This is a genomic window from Rhizobium mongolense USDA 1844 (genome assembly GCF_000419765.1).
Lineage (GTDB): Bacteria > Pseudomonadota > Alphaproteobacteria > Rhizobiales > Rhizobiaceae > Rhizobium > Rhizobium mongolense.
Genome location: NZ_ATTQ01000004.1, coordinates 34,439 through 51,870 on the forward strand (window position 1 = coordinate 34,439; position 17,432 = coordinate 51,870).

18 protein-coding genes are annotated in these 17,432 nt (G+C 59.3%); 8 read left to right on the forward strand and 10 right to left on the reverse strand.

Translation table 11 applies throughout. The features are described from left to right. Nucleotides 1–26: 26 nt before the first annotated feature. From A3C3_RS0108100 to A3C3_RS48960, 3 genes are all read left to right on the forward strand, one after another. Entirely contained in the window at nucleotides 27–1,013 is a 987-nt protein-coding gene (locus tag A3C3_RS0108100) for a S1/P1 nuclease (protein WP_022714100.1), read from the forward strand. 82 nt (nucleotides 1,014–1,095) lie between these two features. Next, on the forward strand, nucleotides 1,096–2,697 hold the full coding sequence (locus tag A3C3_RS0108105) for a right-handed parallel beta-helix repeat-containing protein (protein WP_028739485.1): 1,602 nt from the start codon (nucleotides 1,096–1,098) through the stop codon (nucleotides 2,695–2,697). Nucleotides 2,698–3,271: 574 nt separating this feature from the next. After that, nucleotides 3,272–3,550, forward strand: coding sequence for a DUF5983 family protein (locus A3C3_RS48960; protein WP_446692554.1), 279 nt, complete (start codon nucleotides 3,272–3,274; stop codon nucleotides 3,548–3,550). A 55-nt stretch (nucleotides 3,551–3,605) separates the two neighbouring features. Here A3C3_RS48960 and A3C3_RS0108115 read toward each other — a convergent pair whose 3' ends face one another. Next, nucleotides 3,606–3,983 carry a PH domain-containing protein gene (locus tag A3C3_RS0108115; protein ID WP_028739486.1) on the reverse strand — a complete coding sequence of 126 codons (378 nt, stop codon included), beginning with the start codon at nucleotides 3,981–3,983 and terminating at the stop codon, nucleotides 3,606–3,608. A gap of 280 nt (nucleotides 3,984–4,263) precedes the next feature. On the opposite strand from A3C3_RS0108115, the gene A3C3_RS0108120 reads away from it, so the two are divergent. Continuing rightward, the gene (locus A3C3_RS0108120) at nucleotides 4,264–4,578 is read left to right on the forward strand and encodes a helix-turn-helix domain-containing protein (protein ID WP_022714104.1); all 315 of its coding nucleotides are present in this window, start codon (nucleotides 4,264–4,266) and stop codon (nucleotides 4,576–4,578) included. A gap of 157 nt (nucleotides 4,579–4,735) precedes the next feature. On the opposite strand, the gene A3C3_RS0108125 is transcribed toward A3C3_RS0108120, so the two are convergent. After that, entirely contained in the window at nucleotides 4,736–5,086 is a 351-nt protein-coding gene (locus A3C3_RS0108125; protein ID WP_145611805.1) for a hypothetical protein, read from the reverse strand. Nucleotides 5,087–5,175: 89 nt separating this feature from the next. Next, nucleotides 5,176–5,535, reverse strand: a complete 360-nt coding sequence (locus A3C3_RS0108130; protein WP_022714106.1) for a hypothetical protein — start codon at nucleotides 5,533–5,535, stop codon at nucleotides 5,176–5,178. A 103-nt stretch (nucleotides 5,536–5,638) separates the two neighbouring features. Here A3C3_RS0108130 and A3C3_RS0108135 point away from each other — a divergent pair, with 103 nt between their 5' ends. Next, on the forward strand, nucleotides 5,639–5,914 hold the full coding sequence (locus A3C3_RS0108135; RefSeq protein ID WP_028739487.1) for a hypothetical protein: 276 nt from the start codon (nucleotides 5,639–5,641) through the stop codon (nucleotides 5,912–5,914). A gap of 196 nt (nucleotides 5,915–6,110) precedes the next feature. Here the strand turns inward: A3C3_RS0108135 and A3C3_RS0108140 are convergent, their stop codons facing one another. Together A3C3_RS0108140 and A3C3_RS0108145 are read right to left on the reverse strand one after the other, a co-directional pair. Then, entirely contained in the window at nucleotides 6,111–7,253 is a 1,143-nt protein-coding gene (locus A3C3_RS0108140) for an alpha-hydroxy acid oxidase (protein ID WP_022714108.1), read from the reverse strand. A 76-nt stretch (nucleotides 7,254–7,329) separates the two neighbouring features. Continuing rightward, complete coding sequence (locus A3C3_RS0108145; RefSeq protein ID WP_028739488.1) at nucleotides 7,330–8,295, reverse strand: quinone oxidoreductase family protein; 966 nt, start codon at nucleotides 8,293–8,295, stop codon at nucleotides 7,330–7,332. Nucleotides 8,296–8,390: 95 nt separating this feature from the next. On the opposite strand from A3C3_RS0108145, the gene A3C3_RS0108150 reads away from it, so the two are divergent. Further along, complete coding sequence (locus tag A3C3_RS0108150; protein ID WP_022714110.1) at nucleotides 8,391–9,239, forward strand: LysR family transcriptional regulator; 849 nt, start codon at nucleotides 8,391–8,393, stop codon at nucleotides 9,237–9,239. A 281-nt stretch (nucleotides 9,240–9,520) separates the two neighbouring features. Here the strand turns inward: A3C3_RS0108150 and guaD are convergent, their stop codons facing one another. Next, nucleotides 9,521–10,834, reverse strand: a complete 1,314-nt coding sequence (gene guaD, locus A3C3_RS0108155; RefSeq protein WP_022714111.1) for a guanine deaminase — start codon at nucleotides 10,832–10,834, stop codon at nucleotides 9,521–9,523. Continuing rightward, nucleotides 10,831–12,069, reverse strand: a complete 1,239-nt coding sequence (locus A3C3_RS0108160) for a urate hydroxylase PuuD (RefSeq protein WP_022714112.1) — start codon at nucleotides 12,067–12,069, stop codon at nucleotides 10,831–10,833. Before A3C3_RS0108160 ends, guaD begins: the two co-directional genes overlap by 4 nt. Before the next feature lie 355 nt (nucleotides 12,070–12,424). Between A3C3_RS0108160 and A3C3_RS0108165 the strand changes: the two genes are divergently transcribed. Continuing rightward, nucleotides 12,425–12,757: a hypothetical protein gene (locus A3C3_RS0108165; protein ID WP_022714113.1), complete on the forward strand. Its 333-nt coding sequence runs from the start codon at nucleotides 12,425–12,427 to the stop codon at nucleotides 12,755–12,757. A 7-nt stretch (nucleotides 12,758–12,764) separates the two neighbouring features. On the opposite strand, the gene A3C3_RS0108170 is transcribed toward A3C3_RS0108165, so the two are convergent. Continuing rightward, nucleotides 12,765–13,682: a LysR substrate-binding domain-containing protein gene (locus A3C3_RS0108170; RefSeq protein WP_028739489.1), complete on the reverse strand. Its 918-nt coding sequence runs from the start codon at nucleotides 13,680–13,682 to the stop codon at nucleotides 12,765–12,767. An 81-nt stretch (nucleotides 13,683–13,763) separates the two neighbouring features. On the opposite strand from A3C3_RS0108170, the gene A3C3_RS0108175 reads away from it, so the two are divergent. Then, a complete protein-coding gene (locus A3C3_RS0108175; RefSeq protein WP_022714115.1) occupies nucleotides 13,764–13,967 on the forward strand; it encodes a hypothetical protein in 204 nt (67 codons plus the stop codon). On the opposite strand, the gene xdhC is transcribed toward A3C3_RS0108175, so the two are convergent. Both xdhC and xdhB read right to left on the reverse strand, forming a co-directional pair. After that, on the reverse strand, nucleotides 13,943–14,755 hold the full coding sequence (xdhC, locus tag A3C3_RS0108180) for a xanthine dehydrogenase accessory protein XdhC (RefSeq protein ID WP_022714116.1): 813 nt from the start codon (nucleotides 14,753–14,755) through the stop codon (nucleotides 13,943–13,945). The two genes, A3C3_RS0108175 and xdhC, sit on opposite strands and share 25 nt — an antisense overlap. 196 nt (nucleotides 14,756–14,951) lie before the next feature. Further along, a complete protein-coding gene (xdhB, locus tag A3C3_RS0108185) occupies nucleotides 14,952–17,291 on the reverse strand; it encodes a xanthine dehydrogenase molybdopterin binding subunit (protein WP_022714117.1) in 2,340 nt (779 codons plus the stop codon). Nucleotides 17,292–17,432: the final 141 nt, after the last annotated feature.

Here is a 17,432-nt window from a genome sequence, read left to right on the forward strand (position 1 = left end):
CTCAGCGAAGAGGAGGGGTGAGCACCATGCGCAAATTCGCAGCCATTGCAGCTGTGGCGATTTCGGCGGCGTTACCGACGACGTCCTACGCCTGGTGGGATTCGGGCCACATGAGAGTGGCGGCGATCGCCTACGAGCAGCTTTCTCCGCAAGCGAAGGCGGAAGCGTCCAGGCTACTGAAGCTCAATCCGAAATATGGCGAGTGGGCGGCTGCGGTACCTGCGAAGCCGGACGGCACCCCAGGCGATGTCGATCAGTACGTCTTTATCCGAGCGGCGGTCTGGGCGGACGATATCAAGACCTACAAAGATTACACTCGCGATAACGACACAGCAACCGGTCCGTACGCAGCCCGCAACGTTGGGTACTCCGACAAGCTTGTTCACGACTATTGGCACTACAAAGACATCCCATTCTCGACTGACGGATCAACTTGGCCGCCGCAAGACCCCGTGAATGCGGAAACACAGATCAAGCTCTTCTCCGCAGCTTTGCCCGTTAGCGCAGGAAAGAGCGACGATATCCGGTCGTACGATCTCAGCTGGCTGATCCATCTTATTGGCGATGTTCATCAGCCGCTGCACAGCACCGCCTATTTCAACAAAGCCCTCCACAAGATGTGGCAGGATAGGGGTAAGCCGGACCTGGGCGACCGAGGCGGCAACGAGATCACAGTCGTACCCGCCGACGGCAAGGAAACGAAGTTGCATTTCTACTGGGATGGCATCTTCGGTGGGTACTCGACACCGCTAGGCGCAATCGCTGACAACGGGGCCGACAAAATACCCGCTCCCGCCGATGCCTTTGCAAAAGAGCTCGATCCGGCGCAGTGGCTGGAAGAAAGTCATGATCTCGCGCTGCAGTTTGCCTATTCAGCGCCGGTCGCGCTCGATCCGACACAGCCAGTGATGTTGACGCGGGAGTATGAAACGAACGCTCGCAAGGTCGCGGAGGCTCAAATCTCGCTCGCCGGATATCGATTGGCTAATTTGCTGAACGATGCCTTTAAATGACTTAACGCCAACGGTCAGAAGTGAGGCGCTGCCTCTATGCTGGCAAATTTCATGGAAACCGGGAGCGGGGACGAGGTCGCGAATGAGGGTTGGTCCAGAGGGCATCCATCATGCCATTACGCGCCTTGAACCAGGAGGCAAACTTCATCTGAACAAAGGCCGCTACCGGTCCCCGATTACCATTAGCGGCAAGCGCGGCTCCCAAACCGAGCCGATCGTTATCCGTGGACCTAAGGCGAAGATTGGGTCCGATGTCGATTTCGACGGCTACCGAGTGACAGCAAATAAGCTGGCGGCGGCTCACCAGAAAGCGGGCTCGTTTCCTGGTGTTTATTTCGTTGCTGATGACGCAGCTCTGGTTCTCAAGGACTGCCAGTGGGTGATCATCGAGGACCTATGTTTCGAAAACTGCTGGCCGACGGCAATCTACCTCGACAACTGCCAGCATATCTTCATCCGACGGGTCAGCTTCAGGGGAGGGACTTTCGCCATTGGGGCGGCGGGGCCGTATACTCGTCACCTGCTGATCGAAGATTGCGACTGGGTCCAGGATGTCGACAGCCATGGCGCCGCCGATATCTTATCGATCCGCGGGAAAGGCCACACGCGATCTGACCTGTCAGCAGCGGACTGTACGCTTTGGGGCAAGATACCGTGGAAAGCAGTGCACGGGTCCAGGAATGAGGAGGGTCCAGTTGCCGTGGAAACGGACGCTCGCGCTTACGATGGCGACTTCTTCCGAGCTTGGACGATCGCTGGTTACGTCGTGATCCGCAATAACATCATAGCGGACGCCTTCAATGGCGTGCATTTCTTCAATCAGGCATCGGCCTCGACCAAGGCGAACTTCGCCCGCAACGTCGTCATCGAGGATAACTGGTTCCTTCGGGTCCGGGATAACGCGATCGAGCCCGAGGACTTTGCGTGGAACTGGACTATCCGGCGAAACAAGTTCGTCGATTGTTATATGCCATTCTCATTCGAGATGCAGCAGTCGGGTCATTTCTACGTTTACGGAAATCTTGGTTGGAATCTACATATTCCCGGACCTGATGGCGATACACACGCGAGTGGTGCCCTATTCAAACTTGCCGACCACCATCAGGCGGGTGGGCCGCACTATATCTTCAATAACACCTGGTTGCTCCGCGGTTCCATTGTGAAAAAGAAGCGGATCTCCGGGTTTGAACATCGCAACAATCTCATCGGCTATGCCGAAAACGCTGAAAAGTTCAAATGGACGTCCTGTTCGCCGCTCGGGAACAACTGGAGCGCGGAGAAGGTCCCGGCGACGGAACTGGAGGACCGACTGATCTTTGAACGTGGCTGCTTCACTCGGTCGTGGAATTGGCTGGGGATTGTGTTTGATGGCGACCTCATTGGTCATCCGGATTTTCCCGCAGCTTTGAGAGCGGCTGGATATAAGATCGGCTTCGGCGCTCATTCGGGCATTGTGAAGTTCACCGACGAGACGGCCGGTTTGCCGCGCGGACTAAGGGTGCCGTCGCCACCTGCGGCGCAACCGTTTTCCATCCAGTTACCCGATGAGAGCTGGACGATATTCAATCCCGCAAATTATGTTGTTGGTGCTTTGCAGGATGGTGGGGTCGTCGCTATGGACGATCCTGCATTTCTTGGCGTCTGGCCACGGCCGAGAACGAAAACTAGCAAAGCGAATATTTAGATATGAGACCGCAGCTGATGCTCGCCTTTGGTCACCATCGGTCTTTTCGTAGGAGGAAATTGATAACTGAGCGCCGAGAGCAAGCACAACGGGCGCTCGACCCGGAATGGGGAGCGCCCGTGCGTTGCTACCGACGGCAAAAACCGACTGATCGGCAGGCCGTCTGCGTGGCGCGGTGATTACCGATCAGCCTTGAGAATGGCAACAGCTATTTTCGCAGCGCAGGTATGCGCCAGGTCCGCGGCGTCCGCGCAAAAGGCAGTCGACGACATGCTGGACAGCTTCGCAACTGCTTTCTTGCAATCACCTGTTTTATGTTTTGATTCCGGGACGCTCCGCGACCGATCGGGAACCAGGTCCGCTGAGCCGCTCGATCCCTCGGATTCGACGAGCCACTCTTTTCGTCAGGGACTTTCTCGATGAAGTCCGCCAGAGACCGGTGCTTCCACGAAACGGCTGTGTTTCCTTATCACCGATACTTGTCTCGCAACATGCGCGACTTTCATGCAGATGAAGGTTTGACTTTGAGACGGCCAGAAAACATCATGGTTTCTACTGTGTCTGGATCACCCGATTGCGTAGACTTCTTTGCCTAAGTACAGCCCATCTATCACCCGCTACGAAGCGCTTTCTCGCCTCTAATGATCATGCAGACTGGCTCACGGTAGGTGGGCCGTTTGGCGACGTCGGCTGGATATTCCATGTTGACGAGGATGCCGAGAGCAACTTTGGAAATCGGCGGTTCAAGGATCTCTGGCGATCTTTCGCTTACGCTGCTGGGCGCGGCTTCGATCTGATCCTTTTTGATGAGGTTGAACAGCCGATAGCCGAGCTGCCAGTCTACAGGAGCTAGGGGTGAGGTCTGCTGCCACGCCGGAATCGGGACCATCGCCGGAACAAATATTCTGCTATCCGAAGATGCCCGTAGCGAGGGCACGCTGTATGCCACGCGCATCTGAGCCCTTCTTCAACGTCTTGCTGATTGGCGTCGCGGTTCCCGATACCCAAACCTTAAGCTCGGTGTCCAAATCGAACGTGCCAGCGGTCTCGACCGAAAAACGTGTGATCGCTTTGTACGGAATGGACATGTAGTCCACTTTGCTACCTGTGATGCCCTGGATATCGACCAGGATCAGCCGCCACTGGGTGAAAACGAAAAAGTCGCGAATCACTTTAAAGGCCAACTTCGCCTCTTCACCTTCGATCAGCACTCCGTCGAGACGCTTGCGCAGCTCGTTAGGATCGACCTTCGAATCGTGACCCAGTATCCCGTCGAACAATCCCAATGCCGCATGCCTCCCGTTGGCAGTTTCATCCTTGGCCAATCTAGGCAGATATTTGCGAGCTGTCCAAGACTCTCAGTCGAGGCTGGTTCTCAAGCGGACCGCCCCAAAAAAGCAATCCCTGATAGCACATCAATCAAAAACCTCTTCATACCGTGTAATTCCATCGAGCTGCTAAAAGTCTGAAGCCGAAGTTTGGTCGTCGCAAACACCTTGCGGCTATACCTTAAACGGCATAATTTAGTATGGATATCCCTCGAAAGACATAACAGCGGAGGTTTACATGGTCTGGGGGTTGGATCTGGGCATGTTCCGGGTCTTTCGCGAAGCGGTCAACATGAGTCAGGAGAAGCTGGCCGATCTTGCCGGTATCTCACAAGGAAAGGTCTCAAAGATCGAAAATGGAAAGGCTAACCCCGAGGTCGCGACACTTCGTGCTCTCTGCGCAGCCTTGGATCTTGAGATGGTTCTCGTTCCTCGACGCATCAGCGGTGATGTCCAGCGAATGATCGACAGACATATGAATCGAAACAGCATCACGCCGGGGCCGGTGATGTCTGTTCGGGACGAAGTGTTCATTCCAGACGGCGAAGATTAGTAGCGTAAGCCGCCTCATCAAAAGACAGCGGAAGTTCCCTCAAGCGCCTCTTGGGTACAAGGGCAACGCGACCCCGGGGTGTCTACCGAAATTTGAGGGCTGAGCGCGGCGGGATCCAGATGCAAATCTCACAATGTGTCCGAGCTAGCCAAGGTTATTAGGGACCGTCGTCGTTCGCGCTCTCATCCGCATCATCGTCATGTGCGTCGATAACTTCAGGGGGGTCTTCGTCGCGGCAGGTAATGTTGACCAGCTGAATCGGCGTTTCCTCGCCTATTTCCAAACGCAGTTCGAGGTCATACGTTGCTTCCATGAGCGCTTCGAGCGCCTTCTTCTCGGAGGGCGCGGTCACCCAAAAGGTCGTCATCGTTCGCATATCAATCAAGTATTCCGGCATCTGCTTTTCCCGAATTGGGTTCATATAAAAGGTGCGGCGGGATTTTTGTCGGCGCAAGTCCCTTCCGGCACCGGTAGAAGCTGGTATTCCCGCAAAGCAGGTATTCGCCATCGCTACATTTACCTGCCAGATGGCCCATCTTGGCGACTTCGCCAAGCGACTTTGCGCTATGATCCGAAATCCAGCATGGCGCTCGTGCCTCAGGGGCAAGAAGAGCGGCAGAAGGCCAGCAAGTCATCACGATTGTAGTTCGCGATCCTCGCGGAGGCGGGTTCGACGCATATCAATCGGAATAGCGGGCTGATCCAACGGCTTGCGTAGCCCGTGATGGGCGAAACGTCGTCGCCGAGCGCAATTTCCCTGTCCCTGAACATCACGGTGTCGCCCCATCGCCGTCTGTCTTCCTCATCAAACACGAAGAAATCGGGGTCATCGATCTGACTGTCAAGATTTAACTGGACAGCGAAGTATTGCGAGTAGCCGCTGTCGATCAATTCCGACAGCGTCAGGCTTGTTGGGCGAGAAGTGTCCCCGCGTGGCTGAAGGTCGTCTGTTGGCATGGCGGTGTCTTTGCTTCGTCTACTACCAGTGTCAGCAGAAAAATCTGTCGGCGCAACTAAAACCATTCTCGTTGGAAAGCGTCCGGCGTTGGCAAGCTGACAGTTGGTTAAAGCGGTTGCGGCCGACGGACGTCGTGATCACAATCGTACGGTCGCAAACAGAGTAACCAACATGTGGGTGCGTTTAGAGGACGAGGAAATCAATCAGATACTTAGGTTGATCCCGGCGGGGTCCTTAGCTGACAAGCTACGGGAGAAGCCGCATCCTGATACGAGCGCATTTGTCGGCGCCGTAGAAACTGATGACGAACTAGAAGTCGATCCGGATGCAGTGATTTCCCGGGGTAACGATGGCGCATTTGTGATGAGTTGGTCGTGATCTGACACCTGAGCGGATTCTATGCGCCGTCAAACAACGCGCCTTCACTTTAGAAACGACTTCTTTATCAAGGCCGTCCTTGCGACAGCAAACGATTGGAAAGCATGCGTTTCAAAACCGTGTCGTCAATGACGCAGCCACCGTGACAGCAATATCGGGATTCGTGACTCTTCTGAGCAGGCTTCTCACAGAAGCGCTACTGCCGCCCGGCGATGATTGAGGAGTTGACGTCGTTGATGTCGCGTTTGCCGCACAGCGCCATGGTGACGTCCATCTCCTTGCGGAGGATGCCGAGCGCCAGTGTCACGCCTTCTTTGCCCATGGCGCCGAGGCCGTAGAGGAAGGGACGGCCGATATAAGTGCCCTTGGCGCCGAGCGCCACGGCCTTCAGCACGTCCTGGCCGGAGCGGATGCCGCCGTCCAGATGGATCTCGATCCTATGTCCAACGGCATCGACGATCTGCGGGAGCATGCTGATCGAGGAAGGGGCGCCGTCGAGCTGACGGCCGCCATGGTTGGAGACGACGATTGCGTCGGCGCCCGTCTCGGCTGCTGCCTTCGCGTCCTCGACATCGAGAATGCCCTTGATGATCAACGGGCCGCCCCACTTTTCCTTGATCCAGGCGACGTCGGCCCAGGAGAGCTGCGGATCGAACTGCTCGGCCGTCCAGGAAGACAGCGAGGAGAGGTCGGAAACATTCTTTGCGTGGCCGACGATGTTGCCGAAGGTGCGGTGCTTCGTCTTCAGCATGTCGAGGCACCAGAAGGGGCGCGTCACCATTTGCCAGATATGCTTCGGCGTGAATTTCGGCGGAGCGGACAGGCCGTTGCGCAAGTCCTTATGCCGCTGGCCGAGGATCTGCAGGTCAGCCGTCAGCACCAGCGCCGAGCACTTGGCCGCCTTGGCGCGGTTGATGAGGTCCATGACGAAGTCCTTGTCCTTCATCACATAGAGCTGGAACCAGAACGGCCGCGTCGTCACCGAGGCGACATCCTCGATCGAGCAGATGCTCATGGTCGAGAGCGTGAAGGGAACGCCGAATTCCTCGGCCGCGCGGGCAGCCAGCATCTCGCCGTCGGCATGCTGCATGCCCGTCAAGCCGGTTGGCGCGAGCGCCACCGGCATGGAGACTTTCTGGCCGATCATCGTCGTTTCCAGCGTCCGGTTCGTCATGTCGACGAGTACGCGCTGACGCAGCTTGATCTTGGCGTAATCGCTCTCATTCGCCTGATAGGTCGACTCCGTCCAGGCGCCGGAATCCGCATAGTCGAAGAACATTTTCGGCACGCGGCGCTGGGCGAGTTGCTTGAGGTCAGCGATGGTGAGAGGAGTGGCCATGGACGAGACTTTCGCATCTGGATAGTGCCGTGGCCCTTAACATGATTTCCAAGCTGTTGGGTATCTCTTTCCGCGCCTACGGAACAAGAATGAGACTGCCCGCAGCACGTCCTTCTTCGAGGAGTTGCTGCGCCTTGGCGGCGTCGGGCAAAGCGTATTCTCCAGCAATCGTTGCGGTGATGCCGGAACGCAGAATCTCGACCACGGCTTTGGCCGCGGCTGTGTAACTATCGAGGTCGGCGACATAGGCGATGATGCTCGGATGGGCGAGAGATTTTCCGGGGCGCAGTTCCTCGACTGCGACCGGCGGTATTGGGCCGCCGGCCTGGCCGATCGTTGCGGCGACGCCGAATGGCCGCAGGCATTGGATGGTCTTGGACAGCATGCTGCCGCCGATGCCGTCATAGGCGGTGTCAACGCCGCGGCCGCCAGTCAGCCGCTTCACTTCGCCGACGACATCCGCATCGCGCCCGACGATCAGGTGGTCGGCGCCATGCTTGCGGGCGAGCACTGCCTTTTGCGCTGAACTGACGGTCCCGATGACTGTTGCTCCGAGACGCTTTGCCCATTGAACCAGAATGGCGCCGAGCCCGCCGGCTGCCGCATGCACGAGGACGATCGTGCCGGGGGCGACTTTGTAGGTCTGCGTCAGCAGCATGTAGGCAGTCATGCCCTTCAGCATCGAGGCTGCGGCGAGGCGTGATGGAATATCGTCGGGAAGGCGGATGGCGCGCGCGGCGGGGATGAGGCGCGTTGCGGCATAGGCGCCGACCGCGCCGGCATAGGCAACGCGGTCACCCGGTTTCAGCTCGACGGCGCCGGTGCCGACAGCCTCTACGATGCCCGCGCCCTCGACGCCAAGGACTGCCGGATAGGCTGGCAAGGGATAGATGCCCTTCCGATGGTAGATGTCGACGAAATTCATGCCGATCGCTTCATGCCGTATGCGGATCTCATTGGGGCCAGGCTGCTGCGGCGTGCGCTCCAGGACCTGCAGTTGCTCGATACCGCCCGGCGCCTGAAGTGTAACGATCTTGTCCATGACTGTGCTCCGATTTGCTGTCGCAGCAATCATGGCCGATGGCTTGCTGATCGGAAATTCCCTATTGTCTGCCAACTGATGGGAAAAAATGATCAATGTTCGATTGGGAAAATCTTCGCTATTTCTCTGCCCTGGCGCAGACTGGAAGTTTGCTCGGCGCTGCCCGCTTGCTCGACGTGGAGCATGCGACGGTCGCCCGCCGCGTCGCCAGCCTGGAGGCGCAGATGGACGTGAAGCTCGTCGACCGGCGCGGGCGGCGCATATCGCTGACGGCAGAGGGGCAACGGGTCGCGGCGATGGCCGAGCGCATGGGCGAGGAGGCGCGGGCGATCGAACGTGTGAGCCTTGCTGCCGGCGGCAGGCTTGCCGGCGATGTCAAGGTGAGCGCACCGCCGACGTTTGCGGCCGCGCTGCTTGCCGGGCCGCTCGTCGAGCTCCGGCGCAACCATCCAGACATCGGCATCACCATTGTCGGCGAGACGCGATACGCCTCGCTCGACCGGCGGGAGGCGGACATCGCGGTCCGCATGACGAAGCCGGAACAGGGCGACTTTACCATTACCAAACTTGGCGACGTGGCTTTTGGCTTCTATGCGGCGCCAACTTATCTGGCTTCTGTGCCGGAAGAGGACTGGAACTTCATCGCCTATGACGAAACCATGTCGAGCTCGCCGCAGTCAACTCGCCTGCTCGAGGTGGCGAATGGGCGAAAACTGTCCATCAAGGCCACGACCCTCGAGTTCCAGCTTTCCGCCGCGAGAGCCGGCGGCGGTGTCGCCCTCCTGCCGAATTTCCTCCTTGTCGGCTTGGACGGCCTCGTGAAGGCCGTTCGGGAGCCCAAGCCGCTGACACGCGAAGTCTGGCTTGTCGTTCACTCTGACATCAGGAATGTCCCGATCATCCGCGCAGTGATGGAAGCTTTGAAAAAAAGCTGGTCTAATTGATATCCTATGCCGCGTTGTTGGTACGGATGGCTGGATCAATATGTCGGTCGGAATCTCAAGATGCTCATGCAGCCGGCGGATCATTTCAGGCAAGAGGGATCGCCTGCGATTGAGAATTTCCGCCACGCGTCCCCGGCTGCCGAGCATCGGTTCAAGGTCCTTGTGGCTCAAGCCCTGTTGTTGCATGCGCAATGGAACGCGTCGATTGGGTCGGGCAGATGGATTGGAAAGACGCCTCATAAGCATCGATCAGCGTCGCGAGAACGTCCAGTTTGTCTGCTTCAGAGAGTGAGGTTGCTCTTCGCTGCCTCGCCCGCCACGTAAGTCTCCACGACCGCCCGGTCGTCGCCCATCGTCTGCAGCAGGAAGAGTTCTTCCGGCAGCGTCTTCACCACATCCATCTTCAACGCCATGGCTGGCGTTGCCGCGGCGTTCAGGACGACGAGATCGGCGTCCGTGCCTTCATCCAGGGTGCCGATGCTATGGGCGAGCGAGAGCGCCTCGGCATTGCCGAGCGTCATGTAATAATAGCTTTCGAGCGGGTTGAGGCGCTCGCCGAGGAGCTGCTGGATCTTGTAGGCTTCGTCCATGGTGCGCAGCATCGAATAGCTGGAGCCGCCGCCGATGTCGGTGGCAACGCCGATCCTGACGAGTTTTTCGCGGCGCGCCAGTGCCTTCAGCGGGAAGAGGCCGGAGCCGAGGAAGAGGTTCGAGGTGGGGCAATGGACTGCAACCGAACCGGCTTCGCTCATGGCATCTGCCTCGCGCTCTGAGAGGTGAATGCAGTGGCCGAAGAGGCTCTTCGGGCCTAGCAGGCCGTAGCGGGCGTAGATGTCGGTGTAGTCGATCGCGTCCGGATACAGCTCGCAGGTGAACCTGATCTCATCGTGGTTTTCCGAAAGATGCGTCTGGATGTGCAGGTTCGGAAATTCCTTAGCGAGAGCCTGGGCCGCCGCCATCTGCTGCGGCGTCGAAGTGATGGCGAAGCGCGGGGTGATGGCGACGTGGTTTCGGCCCTTGCCGTGCCAGTCGGCAATCACCTGCCGCGTTTCGTCATAGCCCATCTCAGGCGTGTCGAGCAGGCCCTGCGGGGCATTGCGGTCCATCATCACCTTGCCGCCGATCATGCACATGTTGCGGCGTATGGCCTCTGAGAAGTAGGCGTCGGCGGAGGTCTTATGGACGGAGCAATAGGCGGCAGCCGTCGTCGTGCCGTGACGGGCCAGTTCGTCGTAGAAATGCGTCGCGATCTTTTCGGCATGCGCGGTTTCGACGAAGCGGCATTCTTCCGGGAAAGTGTAAGTGTTCAGCCATTCGAGCAGGTTGGCTGCGTAGGAGGCGATCACCTGCATCTGCGGAAAATGCAGATGCGTGTCGATGAAGCCCGGCATAATGAGGTATGGGCGGTGGTCGATCTCAACCGCATTTGCCGGAGCCTTCTTCCTGATGTCGGAATAGGCGCCGATCGCCGCGATCTTGCCGGCCTCGATCAGCAGGCCGCCGTCGCTCTCATAGCGGTAGCTGTCCGTATCAGTGACGCTGAGGGGCGCGCGTTTGAACGAGAGCAGGCGCCCGCGCAGGAGTTTCGTCATCATTGCTGTTTGCCTTCGACTGCGCTTTCGAACCAGGCGACGAGCAGCTTCCGCTCGTCCGACGTAATCTCCGTCACGTTGCCGGGCGGCATGGCATGGCTGCGGCCTGCCTGTATATAGATTTCACGCGCATGGGCGGCGATTTCCGCGTCGTTTTCGAAGATGACGCCGTTCGGCGGCCGGGCAAGGCCTTCGTAGACTGGCTCAACGGCATGGCACATCGAACAGCGCGTGCCGATCACGTCCTTGACTGCAGGGAAGTGGGGATCACCCGCAAACTGCTGGAAGGCCGGCGCGACGGCAGTCGTTTCGCTTCCGCCGGTCAGCACCTTAGGCACCGTCGAAAGCCACATGATGAGGATGAAGAGGATGACGGTCGCGATCCAGGTCCAGGTCGGGCGCCCCTTGCGTGCGTGCGTCGTGTTGAACCAGTGGCGGATGGTGACGCCCATCAGGAAGACGAGGGCTGCAATCACCCAGTTGAAAGCGGTGCCGAAGGCCAGCGGATAGTGGTTCGACAGCATGAAGAAGATGACCGGCAGCGTCAGGTAGTTGTTGTGTAGTGAGCGCTGCTTGGCGACTGCGCCGTATTTCGGATCCGGCGTACGTCCAGCGATTAGGTCGGCGACGACGATCTTCTGGTTCGGGATGATGATCATAAAGACGTTGGCCGACATGATCGTGGCCGTGAAGGCGCCGAGATGCAGGAAGGCGGCGCGGCCGGTGAAGAGCTGCGTATAGCCCCAGGCCATGAAGACGATCACGCCATAGAGCACCGCCATCAGGCCCCAGGTGTTTTTGCCGAGCGGCGACTTGCAGAGCAGGTCGTAGACGATCCAGCCGACGGCCAGCGAGGCGAGCGAGATCAGGATTGCGACAGGCGCGCTGATCTCCAGCACATGGCGGTCGATGAGGAAGAGGTCGGCTCCGCCATAATAGACGATGCAGAGCATCAGAAAGCCGGAGAGCCAAGTGAAGTAGCTTTCGTATTTGAACCAGGTCAGATGCTCCGGCATCTGCGCCGGCGCCACCAGATACTTCTGGATGTGGTAGAAGCCGCCGCCATGCACCTGCCACTCCTCGCCATAAGCGCCCGGCGGGAGATGCGGGCGCTTCACCAGCCCGAGATCAAGCGCGATGAAATAGAAGGATGAGCCGATCCAGGCGATCGCGGTGATGACGTGAAACCAGCGTGTCGCAAAAGCCAGCCATTCCCACGCTATGGCATATTCATACATTCAGTTCCCCTGTCTTCCTCCGACTCGCCACATTGCAGAAAGTTGCTGCGGGAGGGAAGGGGAAAGACGTCAGCCGTTTGCTTTGCCGAGGAACACGTACCGGCGACTGTTTCAGCCGCGACGTATTTCCGCACGATAAGCCTCAATTCGGTCTCCGTCAGCATGGATTATGTGACCGTGAGGTCATTGAAAGTTGCGGTCGGTTTAAGGCAGCACGCCTAGTTTTGAGTATGTTGCACTGCAAAATTTAGTGATCCTTGAAATGTCACGACTCGGTTACAATTACCATTATGGGCCGCCAGGATGAGGTGGAAACCGCATTGAGGCGGCGCATTCATCGACGGAGAAGATGCCCATGCGCAGCATTCTGGCAGGTGTGATGATTGCGTTCGCGTCGAGTGTGAGTGCCCACGACGCGCCAGCGGGTTGGTCTTACGAACCCTTCTGTTGCAATGGCGACAACCATACTGGCGATTGCCAGATGATCCCTTCGAAGAGCGTCAAGGTGACGCCCAGAGGATATCGGGTGACGCTGTTGCCCGGCGACCACCGGCTGGTGACGCGGGCACATGTCTTCATGCTGCCGATGACGAAGGCGATGCAATCCGGCGATGGCGAATATCACCTCTGCCTGTTCCCGAACGAGGACACGCCGCGCTGCTTCTACGCGCCGGAAATGGGCTATTGAGCGCCGCTTAGAGAGCGTGCGCGTCCATCTCGCCGATGATCCAGTTCCGGAAGGCCCGGATCTTCGGCACATTTCTTCGGTTTTCCGGATAGGCGAGCCAGTAGTCGGCGCCGTCGTAGCAGACGAGGTCGAAGGGCTGGCAGAGCCGGCCGGCGGCGAGATCGTCCAAATAAAATTCCGGCGTCAGGATTGCAACGCCTTGGCCGGCAATTGCGGCACTTGCTTCAAAGGACTGCGCGCCGAGCCTTGAACGGGGGCGACCGGCAAGATCGGGGTTTGGTACGCCGGCCTCGGTGAACCACTGGAGCCACCAAGGGTCTCCGGCATCGATCAGCCGCAGCTTCAGCAGGTCGGCCGGTGAATGGATGCCGCCGATCGACTCGGCCAATGCGGGCGCCAGCATCGGCGTAAATGTCACCTTCATCAGCATATGGGAACGCAGGCCCGGCCAGTTGCCCTTGCCGCTGCGGAGTGCGAGGTCCGCAGGCTCGCGCGAAAAATCGATCAGCGTGTCTGAGGTTTTCAATCTTACCGCAGTGCTCGGATATTTCAGGTGAAACGATCCTATATGTCTCGCCAGCCACTGCGCCGCAAAGGTCGGAGTCGAGTGGATAAGCAGCATTTCTTCTGCTGCGGCGCTGACGGAGGCGACTGCTTCGCTCAGGATGGCTAATCCTTCCGTCACCCTCGGCGCCAGCCGTTCGCCGGTATCCGTCAGGCTGATCTGGCGCGGGCGGCGCAGGAATAGCGGTTCGCCAATATTCTCCTCCAGCAGTTTCACCTGATAACTCACAGCCGTCTGCGTCATGCCGAGCTCTTCGCCCGCCTTCGTGAAGCTGCCGAGCCGCGCCACTGCTTCGAAGACGCGCAGCGCATTCAGCGGGAATTGTTTCGACAGCTTCATGGATAAGTTCTCTTTATGCATATAGACGGTTGTTCGATTGGAATTGCAGCATTTTTAGCGGCAATCTGCAAGCCATACCATCAGTTGAACAAGGGTGATGTCATGGATTGCCATGCTATCGAAGAGAACACCAATCTCGTCAATCGTTCGCTTTTGTCATTTGTTCCACGCCTGACAGGCTGGGCTTATGGCAAGATATTCCATCCGTCGCGGCTCGATCTCGACGGCATTCCGGATCGCGTGAAGCGCGATCTTGGCTTCCTGGACGGGCGCGATCCCCGTTACGAGAGCGATCTCTGCCGATAAGCCGAAAGTGCCGTCAGTATTTCGGCAGCGGTCATGGCGGCGATCACTTCCGGCCGCTTGTCCCTGACCGCTGAGCCGCCGATCGGCAGGGTGAGGCGGTCGAGCCAGTTCCGCTCGCCGCCTTCGCGCGAAAGCCAGTTTGCAAAGGTCGCCCGTTTCGTGGTCGAGCCGATCATGCCGGTATAGGCAAGATCGGTTCTCGCCAGCGCTTCGCGGGCGATCAGAAAGTCCAGCGCATGGTCGTGCGTCAGGATGACGACGGCGGAGCCCGCGGGCATTGCCTTCACCAGCGCTTCCGGCATCGGCGTAAGCTGCGTCTTCGCTTCCGGCGGTAGGTTCGCAAGCTCTTCCTTACGCGTCTCGACCACTGTCACGAAGAGCGGCAGCTGCGCAAGTGCGGCCGCGAGCGCATGCCCGACATGGCCTGCGCCGAAAAGATAGACCTCCGGAAGGTGCGCCGATTCTTCGGCATGCCGTGCTTTCAGCTCTGTCATCAGATCGTCCGTCACCCGCCGGAACCGCAACTTAGCACGCCCGCCGCAGCATTGCCCGATCTCCGGCCCAAGCGGAATATCCATGGTCGCCCTGCCGCTGCCCATAAGCAGGTCTCGTGCGTTTCGGATCACGATGAACTCCAACTGCCCGCCGCCGATCGTGCCCCAGGTAGCATTTTCAGCGACGAGCATGAAGGTGCCGGCTTCGCGCGGCGTGGAGCCTTGGGTTTCGACAATGTCGATGAGGATGATGGCGGGGTGAGCGGACGTGAAGGCGAGGAAAGAGGAGGTCATGGCGCGGAAGCACCCCCCTCTGTCCTGCCTGACACCTCCCTCACAAGGGGGAGGATTGATATGATGCGCGCTTGCCGCCAAAAAATGGGCGAATTACCGCAGCCTGCTGATTGCAGGGAGCCGTCGCCTCTCACCGGGTAAGTCTTGCTCCCCCGCTCATTCACCTTGGCTTGAGGCATCAGTAAGCCAGCCACTCTCACACCCGCTTCATCCGCTCCACCGCCATCAGCACCCGCTCGGGCGTTGCGGGAGCGTCGAGCCGGGGGCAGATCTTGTAGTCGGCGACGCTGGCCACCGCCATCGAGAGTGCTTCGAAAACGGAGATCGCCAGCATGAGCGGCGGCTCGCCGACGGCCTTCGAGCGGCCGATGGTGGGCTCGGCATTCTCCGACCATTCGGCGAGACGGACGTTGAAGATCTTCGGCCGGTCGGAGGCAAGCGGGATCTTGTAGGTCGAGGGGGCATGCGTGCGCAGCCGGCCCTTGTCGTCCCACCAGAGTTCTTCCGTCGTCAGCCAGCCCATGCCCTGCACGAAGCCGCCTTCCACCTGGCCGATGTCGATCGCCGGGTTCAGCGAGCGGCCGACGTCGTGCAGGATGTCGGTGCGGTCGATCAGGTATTCGCCGGTCAGTGTGTCGATCGAGACTTCGCTGCAGGCGGCGCCGTAGGCGAAATAATAGAACGGCGTGCCGCGCCCTGCTGCCCGATCCCAGTGGATTTTCGGCGTCTTGTAGAAACCCGCTGCAGAGAGCTGCACGCGGGCGAAATAGGCCTGCTTGATGAAATCGGGGAAGAAGATTTCCTTCTCGCCGACGCGCACCCGGTTCGGCAGGAAGACGATTTCAGCCGGATCGACGCTCCATTTGTCTGCGGCGAAGGCAACGAGCCGCTCTTTGATCTGCCGCGCAGCGTCAGAGGCGGCCATGCCGTTCAGGTCGGAACCGGAGGAGGCGGCGGTCGCAGACGTGTTCGGAACCTTGCCGGTGGTCGTCGCGGTGATCTTCACGCGGTCGATATCGACCTGGAAGCTGTCTGACAGCACCTGCGCCACCTTGGTATAAAGGCCCTGGCCCATCTCCGTGCCGCCATGGTTCAGGTGGATCGAACCGTCCTGATAGATATGCACCAGCGCGCCCGCCTGGTTGAAGGCGGTCATCGTGAAGGAGATGCCGAATTTCACCGGCGTCAGCGCAATGCCCTTGCGGATGTAGCGGCTGTCGCGGTTGAAGCCGATGATGGCATTGCGGCGGGCCTGGTAATTGGCGCTCTCCTCCAATTCCTCGACGATGCGCAGGATGATGTTGTCTTCAACTTCCTGGTGGTAGGGCGTCGTCGTGCGGCCGGAACCCGGCTGACCGTAGAAGTTCAGTTTGCGGATTTCGAGCGGGTCCTTGCCAATCGCATAAGCGATCTCTTCGATGAAGCGCTCGGCTCCCAGCATGCCCTGCGGCCCCCCGAAACCGCGGAAGGCAGTATTCGAGACGGTATGCGTCTTCAGCGGCACCGAGGTCAGATGCACATGCGGATAGAAATAGCTGGAATCGGCATGGAAGAGCGCGCGGTCCGTCACCGGACCGGACAGGTCCGACGAGAAGCCGCAGCGCGCCGCGTAGGTTGCGTCGACGGCGTGGATGCGGCCTTCATTGTCGAAGGCGAGCTCGTAATCCACCAGGAAGTCGTGGCGTTTGCCGGTGGCGCTCATGTCCTCGTCGCGGTCGGGGCGGAATTTAACGGCACGTTTCAGCTTTTTGGCGGCGATGGCGGCAAGCGCTGCAAACTGGTTGCCCTGCGTTTCCTTGCCGCCGAAGCCGCCGCCCATGCGGCGCACATTCACCGTAACGGCATTCGACGGAATGTTCAGCACATGGCCGACGATATGCTGGATTTCGCTCGGGTGCTGCGTGGAGGACCAGACTGTCACCTCGTCGTCCTCGCCGGGGATCGCCATGGCGACCTGGCCTTCGAGGTAAAAATGCTCCTGCCCGCCGATCCGCATTTGGCCTTTCAGCCGGTGCGGGGCATTGTCCATCTCGGCCTTGGCGTCGCCGCGCTGCAACGTCATCGGCGCGATGACGAGCGGGCTGCCGTTTTCGAGCGCGCCGTCGATATCGCTCCAGTGCGGCAGATCGCGATACTCGATCTTCGCCTTCTGTGCGGCCTTCCGTGCTGCATCGCGGGTCTCGGCGATCACCGCAAAGACCGGCTGGCCGTGGAACTCGACCCCGGTTTCGGCAAGCAGCGGCTCGTCATGGCTGCCGTTGGAACTGACATCGTTGACGCCCGGCACGTCCTTGCCGGTGAAGACCCAAACGACGCCGGGGTGCCTGCGGACTTCGGAAAGGTCCATGCTGAGGATCTCGGCATGGGCGCGGTCGGACATTCCGAGCGCGCCGTGCAGCAGGCCTGCGGGTTCGGGAATATCGTCGATATAATCGGCAGTTCCGGTGACATGCTTATGCGCTGAATCATGTTTCAGCGCGCTGTGCATGGGACCGCTGATGATGACCTTGGCGGTGTCGAAGGTGGATTTATCCATCAGTTGGCTCCTCCGAGTTGCCTGCACTGGCGTTTGGTGTCCGCTCGAGCCGCTCAGGCGTGGATCCTCGGCTCAAGCCCGGGCATGACGGACCCCGCGGGGAGAAGGTGGCGGCAGCCGGATGAGGGCGGCTGCTTGCGG